The organism is Dictyobacter halimunensis (assembly GCF_036245075.1).
In genome coordinates this window covers 946,599-962,510 of sequence record NZ_BSRI01000002.1, presented here as the reverse complement: position 1 = coordinate 962,510, position 15,912 = coordinate 946,599, and the positions used below count along the sequence as shown (strand labels likewise).

The window sequence follows — 15,912 nt, the reverse complement described above, 5'->3', positions numbered from 1 at the left end:
TATAAGGAATTGTGTACCGCGCCCCCTTGCCCGTCCGCGTATGTGGCCGCGAGGCTGTATACAGACGCTGGTACAGTACAAAAAAAGCGAGCTCAGCTCGCTTTTTTTGTACTGTACCAGCGTCTGCATATAACTCTATCAGGCGTCCAACGCCTGTTTTAAATCTTTGATAATATCGCTGGCATTCTCAATGCCAACCGACAAGCGGATACATCCTTCACTGATACCCATATCCTGTAATTCTTTGGGCTGTAGTGTGCGGTGCGATGAGATGGGTGGATAGCTGACCAGCGTAAAGACATCGCCAAGCGAGGTGGCCGAGAGACAGAGCTGGAGCTTGTTGATAAAGCGGAATACAGCGTCACGCGACTGATCCTTGAGCTCAAATGAGAGCAGGGCGCCGAATTGTTCATGATCCATCAGACGGCTGGCCAGTTCGTGCGAGGGGTGGCTGGTGAGGCCCGGATAATGCACGTGGGCAACGGCCGGGTGCTGTTGTAAGAATTGTGCCACCTGTAACGCGTTGCTACACTGGCGCTCTACACGCAATGCCAGCGTGCGCAGGCCGCGCAGCATCAAATGAGCCTCAAAGGGACTGAGCATGGCGCCGAGCAGGTTGCTATAGTCGCGGAGCTGGTTGAACAGTGTGTTTTTGGCGCTGATCACAATGCCGCCCGTGCTATCGCCGTGTCCACTGATGTATTTGGTCGCACTATGCAGTACCAGGTCGAAGCCATGTTCGATGGGCCTGGTCAGGTAGGGAGTACTGAAGGTGCTATCAACAATGGTAACCGCGCCGATCTCGCGGGCAACGGCGCTGATCGCATCCAGATCCACAATCCTGGTTAACGGATTAGAGATGGTTTCGACGTAAATGACATCTGGCTCTTCCTCGCGCAGCAGATCATAGATGGCAGGCTGGCAAAAATCGGCCAGGACCAGCTGCATCCCGACAGTAGAGAACAGCTTACGCAGCAGCGTAACGGTCGGGCCATAGAGATCCCTGGAAACCACTATTTTTGTGCCGCTGGTCAGGCCAGCCGCCAGGAGCGAGGCATGGATGGCGGCCATACCCGAACCGAAGGCGATCGCTCCCACGCCACCCTCGATCTGCGCCATCGCGCTCTCAAAGCCGTAGGCATTTGGATTTCCCTGACGAGCATAGACATAGGCCGGTCCTCCATCCTGGGTTTTGCCGCTAAATGCCTGGTCTAACGCCTCGATGTTTTCATGGGTATAGGTGGTGCTGGCGTAAATGGGGAGTACCGTTGATTGTCCCCCCCCGCCAGTGGTTGGAGCTTTGTTGCGTCCACCATGGACCAGGAGTGTTTCCAGATTCCAATCAGAAGGCTGTGGTGTATTCTGCTGCGTCATAGATATCCTTTCATGTATTGACGAAAATAAATATCGACTATCATCTACCTACCGACCACAAGAGGTACGTGGAGCGAGCAAACTTTACCAGATAGGACTGCGCACAGCCATGAATTTGATCGCCTTTTTTACGGGGTGCAGAGCTTATTAAGATATTGTAAGCTATCCAGCAACTCCTGTACCGGGGGCAACCCGGCAATGGTCGGGGCCAGCCAGCGTTGATAGAGGGCGCTATAACGATCAGCCAGCACGATGCACGGCGCCAACTCATGGGTGTTCGCATCCCATTGTGTATAGCGTGCGACGACTTTTCCCTGCGCATCAGAGAGCAATGCAAACGGCAGGCGTAATTCTTCCTGTGTCTGTAGATTTTTAAAAACGGGATCTGGCGTGATCGCCAGGAGAGCGCACTGCTCCTCACGGAACTCGGCATAGTGCTGTGCGTAGGTGCGCAGCAGGGAGTGCACCTCACTGCTGGCGCCACCGGGCACAAAGAGCAGCACCAGGTGGTCGCGCTGCTTATAATCCCATGGACTATGTGGCATGCCATCGGCGCCGGGAAGCGTAAATGCAGGGATAATCTGTCCCGCTTCCAGAACGGGAGCATGCGATTGTTCTGTATTTGACATTATCTCCCCTTAAAAAGTAGTGAAATGGACCGGGTAGAGTTTGTCGATCTTGTTTCTTATTATATAGTATCTTCTGGCCTCTTCATATAGCTAGATGGTCTATATTCTCTTGTCTCCACGCCATGTTCTCGTGCGAAAAGGATATTTTATTGATACGTAAGGTATAATATCTGCAGCAGATCGTATTGGATAATTTTGGGTGGAGGATGATATATGAGACGTAGTGTGTTTATAATTACGATGCTGGTGATTGGGGCCGCGGTACTTATAGCGATTGGGGGGTATAGTTTTTACGCTGCCAGCCGGGTGAATGCACCACCGAAGCCATCCGGACATGTCGTGTCTGAGAAGAGAACTGTTGTATCTACGACGAAAACTGTCGTGTCTACGACAAAATGTATAGCGCCAGATACTGGAGGCCTGCGCAACTTTAGCATTGTCCCCGGCCAGTCGACGGCCAGCTATAAGGTGCACGAGAACCTGATCTTGCGCGACCTGCCAAGTACCGATGCCGTTGGTAAGACCCAGGGTGTGACTGGAAGTTTTAAGATCAGTACCGTTCCAGTTCCCCAGGTCACTTCCCTTCATTTGACCGTTAACCTGAGTACCTTGCAGACCGATGAACCGATGCGCGATCGCTTTGTGCGCAATCGGGCGTTGGAGACCAATCAATATCCAAACGCGGATTTTTCCTCAACCTGTGCTCAGGGGATGCCCGCCCACTATAGCAACGGGCAGTCGCTTTCATTCCAGCTACCAGGTAGTCTCACCATGCACGGAAAGACCCATCAGGAGACATTCGCCGTTAGTGGCAAACTGATCGATAAAACCATTAGCGGGACCGCCACCACCACGCTCCTGATGACAGATTTTGATATTCAACCACCGAATCTGGCTAATATCGCCATTGCCCAGGACAAAGTTCTGGTAACCATCGCTTTCCTTGCGCAAGAAAAGTAGTAGCATGGCAACACAAAGATCCAGAAAAATGGAGTATTTCTGGATCTTTGTGTTGCGTGTCAGACACTTCTCTTGCTGGCGGGCGTGGGGAACGCAGGCATCTCCATATGTTTTTTGTGGTGGTACAACGGGAGTGCGAATGCGCTCCCGTTGTACCACCACAAAAAACAGTGAGGTCGCTCTGGTGAATGCCCGAAAGGGGGCGTTTGTGTGTCCTAATACGAGGAGAGTTTGACACTTTGTGTGCCGTAAAACATCGTTTACTGGCACCTGAGCCCTGCTTGATTCGTCGCGAAAGCTTGTCAAATGCATAAATTATTCTTATACTAACATTTGAACAGGCAAGGTTTTTTTATATTTTTGGGGAGGGATGATGCATCAACGATCACGACGTGAGCGCCTGGAACATATTGGCGCTGTTCTGGTGGTGGGGAGTGGTAAGGGTGGCGTTGGTAAATCGACGGTAAGTGTGAATCTGGCGATCTCTCTGGCTAAAACGGGGGCGCGCGTGGGATTGCTGGATGGTGATGCATATGGGCCCAGCATCCCGATGATGGTTGGGGTACGCAAGCGGGTGGGCGCCAAAAGTGAGGCTATCTTGCCCCTGGCCGAGCGGAGAGACCTGGCGGCCGAGAAAAAGATCCAGCCCCTGCTGCGCTACGGCGTCAAGTTGATGTCGGTCGGTTTCTTCATTGGTGAAGAACAGGCTGTGGCACCTTTACCCGATGCTCTGGGCATGCTTATGCGCCAGTTGCTCTTTTCTGTGAATTGGGGCGAATTGGATTACCTGATTATTGACCTCCCACCGGGCACCAGCGAGCCACAGGCCACCCTGTGCCGTGAATTTGAATTGTCTGGCGCACTCCTGGTAACGACCCCGCAGGATATCGCGCGCATCGATACGGCTAAAGCGGTGACCATGTTTCAGCGCATGTCTGTGCCGATTCTGGGGGTAGTTCAGAATATGGCTGGATTGCTCTGTCCCCATTGTGGTCAGATGGTTGAAATTTTCCCCTCCAGTGCCGAGCCTCGGGCCCAGTTAGACGACCTACCCTTGCTTGGACGCATCCCTTTAGATCCTGTTGCTGTAACTAATGGTGATAAAGGATATCCAATTGTCGTAAGCCTGGCGGATTCTCCTGTGGCCATGGTCTTCTCAGATATTTCTGCGCAGATTGTGCAGCGTATGACTTTGTTACAACACGCCCAGGACGCCGACAGCGAAACGGAACAAGAGCCAGATAGAGAAGAGGATTCTGATGAAAGAGAAGCTTAAGGGGCTGCTGGCTGGCATTATTTTTCGATTGATCGCGCTCCTGACGTTGGGGCAGATCTCTCCTATACTCAGTGCCTGCGTCATTATTGAGCAGGATGGTAAAGTTTTGCTGGTCGATCGTAGTGATGGAATGGGATATACCATTCCCGGCGGAATCGTGCGCTATAGAGAGACGCTGGAAGAATGTGTGCGGCGCGAGGCTAGCGAAGAAACGGGCTATAATATAGCGATTACTGGCCTGATTGGAGTTTACTCCGCCGTTGATCGCGATCCGCGTTTTCGCGCCGTCTCAATTGCCTATCGCGGTCATATTACCGGGGGGACCCAGCATGACTCGGGCGAAGGGAAGGCCTGCTGGCGTGAGCCAGAGGCCGTTCTGGGCCACATGGCCTTTGATTGTGAGCATATGCTCAAGGATTATTTGAGCGGCCGCCAATCTCTCTCTTGATCGTGCCTGAGCGTTTTTCTTTGTTTTGAATGCGAAGATTTGTGCCTCCGGCCCCTGACACTACGCGCCTACGGCGCTCACAGATTTTTTAGGAGTTGGTGCAATGCACCAACTCCTAAAAAATAAAGGCGGCCGCGTATGCGGACGCCCGAAAGGGGGTGCGCAACTCTCTGTTGGGGCAGGGATCAGGTATCCTGCCTGTATTCACAGCGCCAGCAGCGATTATGATATAGTAAGAAGTACAAAACAAGCTGAATTGGGATGAGCAAGGAGTGATCAGCAATGCCTATTTGTCCAATTTGTGAAGATAGTGGCGTATTGGACTCTGAATCGGAGCAGCCACGTTTTTGTTATTGCGCGGCCGGCCGGAGGGAGCGGCGCCTGTGGGAGGCCAGCCACGGATCGGGGCAGGGATCGATTCCGAAGCCGGTGGGTTTTATCGATGTTTCCGAGCTGGAACAGGTCAACGCCAACGTTGATGCTATGCGTGCATCATTGCTGGGAGCGCAGACGCCGGAGGCCGCGGCCAGCAGACCATCGGCCGTGCAACTCCTCTACCGGGTCGCTAAAGCCGGCCACGAGATCTCAATGGCAGAGGCAGCCCAGCTACACGATCTGGCGAAATCGCTTGAAAGTTTTATGGGGGATATGAGCTCGATCGGACGCAGGAGGGGGTAAGGATCATCCACAGCGAATGGAGATGCTAGCAGGAAAGAAGGTGCTCGTAGAAAGATATAAGACCAGCATGCTAGCGATCTCCATCTGTACCCATAAAATTATTTTTCAGCCTTTGTCCCCACGTGAATGGCCACAATGCCGCCATTGAGATAGTAGTAGCGAACATCACTCCAGCCTACCTCTTCCATAATTTCCTGTAAAGCGGGGGCTTTGGGGAAGGTCGTCAGGGAATTGGGCAGATAGTTATATTCCTCAAATGCTTTGCCAATGATCGTCCCGAAGAGCGGGGCCAGTTTATAGAAGTAGAGATAGAAAAGCGTCCCAAAGAACTTGCCAGGGGGATGGCTGATCTCCAGGCAGACGACGCGACCACCGGGGCGCACAACGCGTAACATCTCGGCGAATCCCTGGCGGATATCTGACAGGTTGCGCACCATAAAGGCCGAGCAGCAGCCATCGACGCTATTATCAGGAAGATCGATATGCTCTGCGTCCCCAACGCGCAGTTCGATCTGATCCTGTAGTCCCATCCGGACCAGTTTGCGACGGCCCTCATCGAGCATTTCCGGGGTGATATCCATGCCGATCATTTTCGTGCCCGGACCGGCCTGTTTGATGATCGTGATCGCCAGGTCTGCCGTACCGGCTCCCAGATCCAGTCCGGTCTCTCCGGTGCCCAGCGCCAGGTAGCGCGCGGCCCGGCGGCGCCAGTAGCTATCCAGTCCCAGGCTCATCAACCTGTTCATGAGGTCATATATACCGGCGATACGTCCAAACAGACGCTGTACATAGGGGCGTTTGCCCCCGACTTCACGGAACTTCTCTTCTAAGGCAAAATTTGTCTTCATTCTTTACTTATCCATTAACGTTTGCGGCTGACGACGAAATCGATCAGCTCATCCAGCACATCACGATCGGGTGAGGCTGGGAAATGATGCAAGGCCTCACGCGCCTTCCTGCCAAAATTCTGGGCCTCTTGCAGAGACTGCTCTACTCCATAGCTATGGGTAACCCAGTCCACTACTTCTAGAATATCTTTTTCCTCATGCTTATCGCTATTGAGTAACGTCTGGATCTGTTGCTGATGCCCATTCTGGGATGCTCCCTGAAGCGCGTAGATCAGGGGCAGCGTCACCATACCCTGACGCAGATCATTGCCGGCCGGTTTGCCGATGGTTGATTGATCTTCAGTATAGTCGAGGATATCATCAATGATCTGGAATGCAATGCCCAGGTTTAAGCCATATGAATGCAGCAGGTCAACCTGCTCATCGGTTGCATCGCTGAGGATGGCGCCGCCTTTGGAGCAGGCCGCAATCAAACAGGCGGTTTTGTTTTTGATTTTCTCAAAGTAGGTTTCGACCGTCAGGTCCGCTCGACCAGACGTCATCATTTCCAAAATGGTACCTTCACAGACCGTGGCCACGGTATCGGCGAACAAACGATCGATGCGTGGACTCTCGATTTCAGCGATCAAGCCGGATGTTTTGGCCAGGTAATAGTCGCCCAGCAGGATCGCGATTTTATCCCCCCATAATGCATTGACGGTGGGATTGCCACGGCGCGTCTCGGCCTCATCGATGATATCATCGTGGATCAAGGTTGCCAGATGAACCATCTCAAAGGCTACACTTAGCTTTAGCAATTTCCCGAAGTCATAATGATTGAGTTTTCCCGCGAGCAAGGTCAATGCTGTTCGCAGACGCTTGCCGGGAGATGCAAGCGCATGCATCGAAGCAGAATTAAGGATTGCCAATCCTGACGTTGCTCTTTCTTGAAAGAGAGCATCCACCTGATCTAGTTCAGGCTGGATGCCTGCGAATATGCGGCTCAACGTGGCCGTAGTGTTCATAAGGGTTCTCCATTTTGCATGTCTTCTGGCACGTCACCAGGTGTCATCCGGCATATCGACGGATAGTATATAACCTTACGACTTCCACTACTTACTCATCATGAGGCATGTAGTTTTTCCCTACAGATTATAACGTGCCGAGTCCATTGTGGACAGGGCATGCTGGAAGGTTCTAATAAGCGCCACCCAGCACTGCCCTTATCTTTATTACGTATCAGATGTTGTATCTACCTCAACCAGATCCTCCTGGACGAATCCCGCGGTAAAGTTAAATTCATCCAGGGCATCCAGGGCTGTTTTGTATTCCGCCCACGATAGGCGGCGGTTAAGAACTGGATCATTGACCGCCTTCCAGGCTGGGAAATACTGGTCCATCAGGCTGACCGGGGTATCGGGTCCTAGTTCTTCCGCGATCCAGCGCAGCACCTCGCGTGTCCCTGAAACATCTTCAGGCATGACCAGGTGTCGAATCAGGATGCCCCGACGCGCGATACCTTCGTCATCAACTTCGAGTGGACCCACCTGGCGATACATCTCGCGTAGAGATGCCTGGTTGTGATCAACATAGCGCGGCATCTTGGAGGTCCGTAGCGCTTTCTTATTATCAGAATATTTGGCATCGGGCAGATAAACATCCACTACACCATCTAACAATTTCAAGGTTTCCAGATTTTCGTAGCCCGCGCAGTTGTAAACCAGGGGTAAGCGTAGTCCCTTCTCACAGGCGATCACCAGCGCCGCCAGAATCTGCGGCACAAAGTGCGTTGGTGTGACCAGGTCCAGGTTGTGGCAACGCTTCTTCTGCAAATAGAGCATCATGTCGGCCAGACGTTCTGGTCCCACGCGATGCCCCAGACCACCCTGGCTGAGTGAGAAGTTCTGGCAATAAGTACAGCGCGCCTGGCAATAGCCAAAGAAGATCGTGCCGGCTCCGCGTGTGCCACTGATGGGAGGTTCTTCACGGCGATGGACGTTCCATGAAGCCACGATAGCTTCCGTCCCAGAATGGCAGACTCCTGTTTTGCCCGCTGTGCGGTCGCAGCGGCAATTCTGCGGGCAGATCGTGCAATGGCGCAGGACCTCCCAGGCGGTGGCTGCTCGTTCGGCCAATTCCCCTGTTTCATAAAGTTTGAGATAGCTTGGATAAGACATGCTAGCTACTCCGGTACCTTCCTAAGCTGGGTACGCATCGTTGCTGTTCATAAAATGTGTCCAGTTCATGAACTGGACACATCCTTGAATACTAAAAGATTGTCAAATGTTACACTCTACTGCTGCGATGGCCACTTGAAGCCCTTTTCAGAAGGCTTTGGACCACTGGAGCGTGGATTGCTGGCTTTCTGCCCCTTTTTGCTTCGCGCCGCCCCTCGCCGTGGCGTTCGGTTGGCGGATGCCGATCTGCCGGGTTTTGAAGATGGCGCCTGATCGGACTCATCTTCATCGGTTTTGACTTGCTCGACCAATTTATCCGCGCCCTCATCAATCTCCGTCCAGAACTGCGCGTTTCGCCGCTGCTCCGGTCGCGATCCCTTTAAGACGCGCCCGTTAGGAAGCCGGGTCACATGTTTTTCTTCAGGCTGCTCGAAACGTGGACGAGCACCGCGTGGAGCACGTTCGTCGGCCGAATGAATTTGAGGAGCCTCATCGTCATCGAACTGTTCGTAATCGCCCTCAAATTGTTGCATGTACTCTTTCTGGCGCTGCTCTTCGCGGGCCTGTCGCACTTCTGGGCGGCTCAGCCAGCGAGGATTAGGTGGACGTTTCACCGCCTCACGTGGCTGGAAATTGCGGCGCGGATTGGTACGTGGATCAAGCTCGGGGCGCTCATGGCGCGCCGCTCCACGGGTGCCGGGTGTGAAGTTTCCCTGTTGCTGACCACGGGCACCGTATCCACGTGACTGTGGAGCGCGATTGCCCTGTTGCTGCTGACCACGGGCACCATATCCATGTGATTGTGGAGCGCGATTGCCCTGTTGCTGCTGACCACGGGCACCGTATCCATGTGATTGTGGAGCGCGATTGCCCTGCTGTCGTCCGCGCTGGCCGAAAGAGGGATTATTGCCATAGCTGCGCTGTGAGCCATAGCCAGGTCTCTCGTCATTAAAGTCATCGGAGCGAGGAGTATTGGCCGCAAAGTTCCGTGAGCGTGGCCCCTGCTGATTGCCATAGGGGCGCTCAACGCGCTGAGCATTCCTGTTCTCGTAGTTGCCCTGTCCATAGGGTCTGCGGTTGCCCTGCGTATAGTGGGAGGAATTGTCACCGGAACGATGGTTATTATTGTTGCTGCTGTTGTTGTTGCGCCAGTTATTTCGGGGGGACTGTGATGACCCATTAGAACTGCGTGGATGGTAATCCGCGTGCGTACGGCTGGCGCCATTCTCCCAGGCACGATCTACCATTTCTCGGTTGAGGCGAGGCCGAGCTGGACGTGAAGATCGTTCGTCATTATATCGGCTGGAGGATGAATTACGAAATGGTGGACGTGAACCACTTCGTCTCTGGTTATTGAATTCTCTGGTCATGTTTCCTTTCAAAGTCAGGCTTGTGTTAAAAGCAATCAGAATTGCCACCTGCGTGGCTAGCCAGGCGCATCTGGCACCCTATGTATACGTCAATGAGTTTCTTCGAGTTTCTTTTGGTCGAAGACGATGCAGCGCATCCTTCCTGCTTATGTCTAGCGCCTTTGCTCACCTGATTAAATGTTATGCTTATTGGGGATGTGCTAAAAGTAGTGGACTGATCGGCAAGATCCTGCTGGAACCTTCCTCCCGTCGGTCGTTCCGCGCCTACTTGGAATACGTTGACGCGCTGCGCTCCGTTTTGCCAGATATTGTGGGACGCGTCCTTGTTAGTATACCACAACTTTCGATCTTTCTACTACTCTACCATGGCTCACTTTAGCGGTGGTAATGAGATGGTCGCGGTGGCTAGACGCAGCCGCCTGCAAGCCGATTCAGCCTCTTTTTTTTAAACATCCGAGAACTCGAGTATGCTGGTTCAGCAGGGCGGCCAGCCCCGCTGAACCAGCATACTCGAGTTCTCGTGCAGTGCCCCCGCAGGCGGCACTGCACGAGAGAAGATTTTGTGAGGACTTATTTCGTAAACAGGCGGTAGCCGATCATTTTATACACCAGCTTGGCGGCCAGAAAGTCGGCGCGCGTCTGCCCTTCCATTGGGCACAACTCAACCACATCCATGCCCACAATCGTGGTGCGCCGGCAGATCTCCTGGAACAGATCGAGCACCTGGTACCAGTTCAATCCCCCTGGCTCGGGAGTCCCCACGGCCGGCATCTCGCTGGGGTCGATGGCATCCAGGTCGATGGTGACGTAGGTGTGCTTGCCCAGGCGCTCCCAGGGGATGCGGGCCAGTCCTCTAGCCATCTGATAGGCCCAGACCACCGCTACGTCGGGTTTCGCCTTCATGAAATCGGCTTCTTCGGGGCTGAAGCTGCGAATGCCGATCTCTAGCAGTGGGATGCCCATATCTACCACGCGCCGCTCGATCGAGGCATGCGAGAGCGGCGTGCCCTCATACTCATCGCGTAGATCACCATGGGCGTCGATGTGCACCACCGTTAGATCGGGATACCGTTCATGCACAGCCGCGATCACCGGGGCCGACAAAGAATGCTCCCCGCCCAGCGTAAGCGGAATCTGACCCTGAGCCAGCGCCTGTCGTACCGCGTCTCCCGTGGTCCGCAAAGCCTGCTCATGACTCATTCCTGTATAGTCAAGTACCGGGTAGGTATAGACGCCCGCCTCGATCGGACAGCAGTCCAGCTCTTCATCATAGAGCTCCATCTGGCTGGAAGCATTTAAAATAGCCTGCGGACCCATACGGGTCCCTTCCATATAGCAAACGCTATATTCTAAAGGAGCCGGAATAATCGCAATGCGCGCCGTTTCTGGATTACAATGTGGAGCATCGGGGGCTCCAAACTGGCTGATCAACCCATCATGTTCCATGGAAAACAGTCCTCTATTTTTTTATACATACATATGAATTGCAATGAAAAATGTAGCTCTGTGACAGGAGCGTGTTGCAGGTGACAACGCCTGCATTGTAGCACTCCTGCTGGTGAAAGCAAGCATAAAAAAAGTGAGGTGCCTTCCTCGTAAAATGGCAGGCACCTCACCCTTCTGCAGTTGGGAACTGGAGCGCGAAGGTAAACTTCGCTTTTCTCTTATTGCCCTTAGCGCACCCCCAGTTTAGCTAAGCGGCGCGCTTCCATCGCCTGCTCATAACGGACTGGATCTGGCTCTTCCGGACGCAGAGAGCGCGTCGCCCGCACAACAAAATGGGCCTCAACATCGTCTGTCTGGAATATCTCCTTGGCAAACGCGATCGCATCTTCCTGGCTGAACTCTTTGCAGGAGCAGATGTCGATATCAACTTCCCCATACTCAGGCCATGCATGGAGGCTAACGTGACTCTGGGCAATTACAACAAAACCAGACATGCCAGCGTCAAGTGGGTTCGATGTTTCAATATCATAGAGATGAACAGGGCTAACCTTCTCCATCGCAACACGCTCTGGCAGTTCGCTGAGAGTACGACGCAACAAAGCCTCATCGCTCAAGATGTTTCGGTCAATGTTGTAAAGTTCCAGCATCAGATGGACCAGCATCGCATTTCCTCCTAATATGTTCCAATTGTGCAGGTTTATGGCGACTATCAAAAGGGCTTCGCCTGCAATAAACTGTGTGCCACAAGATTCTGCACACTGGTTGATATTATACATTAGGTTGTCAAGCTAATGCCAAGGGAAATGCAAAATTTTTACCTAATTGGAAATGCGTTTCTACCTAATTGCCAGTAAGCAATCAATCTAAATGGCATTTAGCTGTCAACCTAAATGCCATTTAGAGCTCTACCTAATACAAAGCTGCGCTTATATTTAGGTGGAAGGGAGCTTAAGGGCGCGCCTCTTTACCGCTCTCATATGCTTCTTTTAACTCGTTAAGCAATTCCTGGCGCTTTGCGAAGAGCTCACGCCGTGGGCGTGGCTGCGCCTTGCTCACCGCGTAGGAGGTCAGCAATGGTAGAGCAATAGTCGAATCACCATAGACGACTACCGCGTCGTTGAGCTGACCAGGCTTGATCTTGCCCCAGGATACCGCCTCCGAAGGGGTCGCGCCCGAGAGGCCGCCCCAGTGGGGAGCATCGGCCGTCACCTGAATAAAGTAGTCGTGGCCGCCCTTCTGAATGCCAAGCACCTCCCACAACTGGGGTTGCGTTTGTAGATAGAAGTTCTTTGGACTGCCACCGCCGAGGATAATCACACCATTGCGGGTCGCATGGTGTACGATCGCGGTGGTCTCATTGACGTCCGCCAGCGGATCCAGCGTGAGTTGACTGCCATCCAGCGCGTTGCGCGCCACGTTCATGCCGATTGAGGAATCTCCGGGAGAGGATGTGTAGATCGGCACGTTCCAGGCGGCAGCCTGCGCCAGTACAGAATATTCCGGCTTGACGCCGGCCTTCAGCAACTGCTGTCCCAGGTGATAGTGCAGTTCAGAGGTCGAGATGGGACGATTGGGCAGGCTGCGCAAGCTCTCGCGCACAAACGAATCCGTGTCGAGCAGCACCTTGTCCTCGAAGAGGATGTCATAGATACGGATCACTCCCTCTTCCTGCAGTTTCACATCGTCCAGGCGGAAATCACCACGGTGCAGCGACATCGCCAGGGCGTGGTGCATGTCGTGGTAAAGGTTGGCTCCTGTGCTGATGATGAAATCGACGAAGCCGTATTCCATCAATGTCAGCACGCAGCCTCCCAGCCCGGCTGGCGTCAGGGCTCCGGCCATAGTCAGGCCAATCGTCACATCCTGCTCGGGATCCAGCATGCGCTCGGCGTAGACGCGCGCCGCTTCGTTCAGGCGCGCCCCGTTATACGCCTGAAACTGCTCATCTATCAGTTCCGCCACCGTCATATTCGGACGCACGCGACGCGGTAAAATCTGGGCACCACGCAGCAATGCATTACTATGTTCCTCAGAAGAGTTATGATGATGATGGGTCATTCTATTGTGATGGTCCTTTCTTTAATGGTGTTCAGCAAACACACTATACTATACCCGATTTTGGCCTTTTACGCACATCATTTTGGTGTATGTGACTGCCTTTATACTACCTCTTTTTTTTGTGTTTTAAACAGAACGTATTTATCTAATATCGAATTGTAATTACGGGAAGCTATTTTATAAATAATATATTATTTATGGCGGCATCATCCTGACCAATTTATACTTAAATTATAATAAATGGTCGACGATTTGATTATTTTTGTAAGAGTAGAAAATTCAAATTATGCTCATTGTGAGCTCAATTTGTCTGTGCATTAGAGGAGCGTATGCTCAGTAGTGATGATGTTATGAGAAGCCATATACGGAGAACGAAAAAAGAGACAGGGCAAGAGAGATGCGGATATTATGCATTTCTCTTTGCCCTGTATAAAAAGTCTCAAAGCGTTATTCGACGATCAGGCGGCGCAGCTCAATGATCTGGTCACGCAACTGGCCTGCTTTTTCAAACTCTAGCTGCTTGGCGGCCGCGCGCATCTGAGATTCCAGATCTTTAATCAGGCGCAATGCCTCATCCTTCGGTATTCCGGTGATAACCTGGGTCGCACTCTTGCCATTGCCCTCCTCATTGGCACCGCTCATTGCTTTGATGCGCTCGGACAGTGTTCTGACCTCTTTATGAATGCCGCGTGGGGTAATACCGTGCTCTTCGTTATAGGTTAACTGCAGTTCGCGGCGCCGATTGGTCTCATCGATGGCGCGCCGCATCGACCTGGTAACGCTGTCGGCATACATAATGACGCTGCCCTCAACGTGGCGGGCCGCGCGTCCAATCACCTGGATCAGCGAGCCTTCGGAGCGTAGGAAGCCTTCCTTGTCGGCATCGAGGATCGCCACCAGGGAAACCTCGGGCAGGTCGAGTCCTTCGCGCAAGAGGTTAATGCCGACCACCACATCATAGACCCCCAGGCGCAGATCACGTAGAATCTCGATACGCTCAATGGTGTCGATCTCAGAGTGCAGATAGTGGACCTTGATATTGAGTTCTTGCATATAGTCGGCAAGATCTTCCGCCATCTTCTTGGTCAGGGTGGTGACCAGGACACGCTGCTCCTTGGCGATGCGTTTGCGAATCTCATCCAGCAGATCATCGATCTGCCCCTTGGTGGGACGCACACTGATCTCTGGATCGATCAGGCCGGTTGGTCGAATCAACTGCTCCACGATGTTCTGGCTGTGTTCGTACTCATAAGGTCCGGGCGTGGCCGAGACGAATAGCGCCTGATCGATCTGACCCTCAAATTCGTTGAAGGTCAACGGACGATTATCCATCGCTGATGGCAGGCGGAAACCGTAGTCTACCAGTACCTGTTTGCGTGAGCGATCGCCCGCGAACATACCGCGCACCTGGGGCAGCGCGACGTGTGACTCGTCGACCACCAGCAGGAAGTCATCCGGCATATAATCCAGCAGGGTCCATGGCTGCTCTCCCGGACCACGGCCGGCCAGGTGACGCGAGTAGTTCTCAACGCCGGAACAGAAGCCGGTCTCGCGCAGCATCTCTATATCAAAGTTTGTGCGTTGCTTCAGACGGGCCGCCTCCAGCAGTTTCCCTTCGCTCTCCAACACCTGTAAGCGCTCTTCCAGTTCCGCCTCGATCAGCTCGATCGACTTGTTGAGGCGCTCACGGGTAGTGACCCAGTGTTTAGCGGGATAAATGTCCAGGCGCTGTCGTTGCTTCAGCACTTCACCAGTGAGAGGATCGATATCGGTCATGCGCTCGATTTCATCGCCAAAGAATTCGATGCGCACAGCGACGTCCTCATAGGCGGGGAAGATCTCCATCACATCACCGCGTACGCGGAAGCGACCGCGGACAAAGTTCGCATCGTTGCGCTCATATTGGATCTCGGTCAGGTGGCGCAAGATCTTGTCGCGACGACGTTCCTCACCCACTTTGAGCGTCATCACAACCTCTCCGTACTCCTCAGGACTGCCCAGGCCGTAGATACAAGAGACCGAGGCTACGATTAACACATCGCGCCGCTCAAACAGACTACGCGTGGCGGAAAGGCGCAATTTCTCAATTTCCTCATTGAGCATGCTCTCTTTTTCCACGTATGTATCGGTACGCGCGATATAGGCCTCTGGCTGGTAGTAATCGTAGTATGAAACGAAGTATTCCACTGCATTGTTGGGAAAGAACTCTTTGTACTCGCTATAAAGCTGGGCGGCCAGCGTTTTATTGGGCGCCAGCACCAGGGTTGGACGTTGTACCTGTTCGACCACTTTCGCTACTGTATACGTTTTACCACTACCCGTCACACCAAGCAGTGTTTGATATTTTTGCCCTTCCCGAATACCTTCAGTGAGTTGGGCAATCGCCTCTGGTTGATCACCAGTGGGTTCAAATGGTGCTTCCACTTTAAATGCAGGCATGCGTACTCTTCCTATTTATCCTCTACTGGCTATAGAATATTTTTTCCAATTACCCTTCTATTATATCACTTTTCAAGCTGAGATGACGGTTATTCGAACACCAAAAATGTTTGCTATACTGAACTGTTTTCATCCGCTGATCCGTGATAGAAAAAGATAATAGCCCTTTTTGTGCATATATCAATCTTGATTGGGCTATTTATCATACGCAATTTTTTAGCTATCTTTTG

At 52.8% G+C, this 15,912-nt stretch carries 14 protein-coding genes; 4 read left to right on the top strand and 10 right to left on the bottom strand.

What is annotated here, in order from left to right; all coding sequences use genetic code 11:
- Positions 1–138: 138 nt before the first annotated feature.
- A complete protein-coding gene (locus tag AABA21_RS18070; protein ID WP_338252586.1) occupies positions 139–1,374 on the bottom strand; it encodes a trans-sulfuration enzyme family protein in 1,236 nt (411 codons plus the stop codon).
- A 128-nt stretch (positions 1,375–1,502) separates the two neighbouring features.
- A complete protein-coding gene (locus AABA21_RS18065; protein ID WP_338252584.1) occupies positions 1,503–2,003 on the bottom strand; it encodes a redoxin domain-containing protein in 501 nt (166 codons plus the stop codon).
- A 213-nt stretch (positions 2,004–2,216) separates the two neighbouring features.
- Between AABA21_RS18065 and AABA21_RS18060 the strand changes: the two genes are divergently transcribed.
- The 4 genes from AABA21_RS18060 to AABA21_RS18045 all read left to right on the top strand — a co-directional run bounded on the left by AABA21_RS18060 (position 2,217) and on the right by AABA21_RS18045 (position 5,365).
- Entirely contained in the window at positions 2,217–2,963 is a 747-nt protein-coding gene (locus tag AABA21_RS18060; protein ID WP_338252582.1) for a YceI family protein, read from the top strand.
- A gap of 370 nt (positions 2,964–3,333) precedes the next feature.
- Positions 3,334–4,239 (top strand): P-loop NTPase, encoded by a 906-nt coding sequence (locus AABA21_RS18055; protein WP_338252579.1) that lies wholly within the window; start codon positions 3,334–3,336, stop codon positions 4,237–4,239.
- Complete coding sequence (locus tag AABA21_RS18050; protein ID WP_338252577.1) at positions 4,223–4,687, top strand: NUDIX domain-containing protein; 465 nt, start codon at positions 4,223–4,225, stop codon at positions 4,685–4,687. Before AABA21_RS18055 ends, AABA21_RS18050 begins: the two co-directional genes overlap by 17 nt.
- 282 nt (positions 4,688–4,969) lie before the next feature.
- Positions 4,970–5,365 carry a hypothetical protein gene (locus AABA21_RS18045; RefSeq protein WP_338252575.1) on the top strand — a complete coding sequence of 132 codons (396 nt, stop codon included), beginning with the start codon at positions 4,970–4,972 and terminating at the stop codon, positions 5,363–5,365.
- Between the two features lie 98 nt (positions 5,366–5,463).
- Here the strand turns inward: AABA21_RS18045 and AABA21_RS18040 are convergent, their stop codons facing one another.
- The 8 genes from AABA21_RS18040 to uvrB form a co-directional block, all read right to left on the bottom strand.
- On the bottom strand, positions 5,464–6,213 hold the full coding sequence (locus AABA21_RS18040; protein ID WP_338252573.1) for a ubiquinone/menaquinone biosynthesis methyltransferase: 750 nt from the start codon (positions 6,211–6,213) through the stop codon (positions 5,464–5,466).
- Between the two features lie 14 nt (positions 6,214–6,227).
- The gene (locus tag AABA21_RS18035; protein ID WP_338252571.1) at positions 6,228–7,217 is read right to left on the bottom strand and encodes a polyprenyl synthetase family protein; all 990 of its coding nucleotides are present in this window, start codon (positions 7,215–7,217) and stop codon (positions 6,228–6,230) included.
- A 207-nt stretch (positions 7,218–7,424) separates the two neighbouring features.
- A complete protein-coding gene (locus AABA21_RS18030; protein ID WP_338252569.1) occupies positions 7,425–8,369 on the bottom strand; it encodes a radical SAM protein in 945 nt (314 codons plus the stop codon).
- A 116-nt stretch (positions 8,370–8,485) separates the two neighbouring features.
- On the bottom strand, positions 8,486–9,739 hold the full coding sequence (locus AABA21_RS18025; RefSeq protein WP_338252568.1) for a hypothetical protein: 1,254 nt from the start codon (positions 9,737–9,739) through the stop codon (positions 8,486–8,488).
- Positions 9,740–10,309: 570 nt separating this feature from the next.
- Positions 10,310–11,185: an agmatinase gene (gene speB / locus AABA21_RS18020; protein WP_338252566.1), complete on the bottom strand. Its 876-nt coding sequence runs from the start codon at positions 11,183–11,185 to the stop codon at positions 10,310–10,312.
- A gap of 227 nt (positions 11,186–11,412) precedes the next feature.
- Positions 11,413–11,847 (bottom strand): S-adenosylmethionine decarboxylase family protein, encoded by a 435-nt coding sequence (locus tag AABA21_RS18015; RefSeq protein ID WP_126548923.1) that lies wholly within the window; start codon positions 11,845–11,847, stop codon positions 11,413–11,415.
- Positions 11,848–12,133: 286 nt separating this feature from the next.
- A complete protein-coding gene (locus tag AABA21_RS18010) occupies positions 12,134–13,243 on the bottom strand; it encodes a homospermidine biosynthesis protein (protein WP_338252562.1) in 1,110 nt (369 codons plus the stop codon).
- A 447-nt stretch (positions 13,244–13,690) separates the two neighbouring features.
- On the bottom strand, positions 13,691–15,682 hold the full coding sequence (gene uvrB, locus AABA21_RS18005) for an excinuclease ABC subunit UvrB (protein WP_338252560.1): 1,992 nt from the start codon (positions 15,680–15,682) through the stop codon (positions 13,691–13,693).
- Between the last annotated feature and the right edge of the window lie 230 nt (positions 15,683–15,912).

Excerpts from the sequence above, each read along its gene's own strand:
- uvrB (WP_338252560.1), bottom strand. The coding sequence starts at position 15,682 with ATGCCTGCATTTAAAGTGGAAGCACCATTTGAACCCACTGGTGATCAA.
- AABA21_RS18030 (WP_338252569.1), bottom strand. The coding sequence starts at position 8,369 with ATGTCTTATCCAAGCTATCTCAAACTTTATGAAACAGGGGAATTGGCC.
- AABA21_RS18040 (WP_338252573.1), bottom strand. The coding sequence starts at position 6,213 with ATGAAGACAAATTTTGCCTTAGAAGAGAAGTTCCGTGAAGTCGGGGGC.
- AABA21_RS18070 (WP_338252586.1), bottom strand. The coding sequence starts at position 1,374 with ATGACGCAGCAGAATACACCACAGCCTTCTGATTGGAATCTGGAAACA.
- AABA21_RS18025 (WP_338252568.1), bottom strand. The coding sequence starts at position 9,739 with ATGACCAGAGAATTCAATAACCAGAGACGAAGTGGTTCACGTCCACCA.
- AABA21_RS18065 (WP_338252584.1), bottom strand. The coding sequence starts at position 2,003 with ATGTCAAATACAGAACAATCGCATGCTCCCGTTCTGGAAGCGGGACAG.
- speB (WP_338252566.1), bottom strand. The coding sequence starts at position 11,185 with ATGGAACATGATGGGTTGATCAGCCAGTTTGGAGCCCCCGATGCTCCA.
- AABA21_RS18035 (WP_338252571.1), bottom strand. The coding sequence starts at position 7,217 with ATGAACACTACGGCCACGTTGAGCCGCATATTCGCAGGCATCCAGCCT.
- AABA21_RS18010 (WP_338252562.1), bottom strand. The coding sequence starts at position 13,243 with ATGACCCATCATCATCATAACTCTTCTGAGGAACATAGTAATGCATTG.
- AABA21_RS18055 (WP_338252579.1), top strand. The coding sequence starts at position 3,334 with ATGATGCATCAACGATCACGACGTGAGCGCCTGGAACATATTGGCGCT.
- AABA21_RS18045 (WP_338252575.1), top strand. The coding sequence starts at position 4,970 with ATGCCTATTTGTCCAATTTGTGAAGATAGTGGCGTATTGGACTCTGAA.
- AABA21_RS18015 (WP_126548923.1), bottom strand. The coding sequence starts at position 11,847 with ATGCTGGTCCATCTGATGCTGGAACTTTACAACATTGACCGAAACATC.
- AABA21_RS18060 (WP_338252582.1), top strand. The coding sequence starts at position 2,217 with ATGAGACGTAGTGTGTTTATAATTACGATGCTGGTGATTGGGGCCGCG.
- AABA21_RS18050 (WP_338252577.1), top strand. The coding sequence starts at position 4,223 with ATGAAAGAGAAGCTTAAGGGGCTGCTGGCTGGCATTATTTTTCGATTG.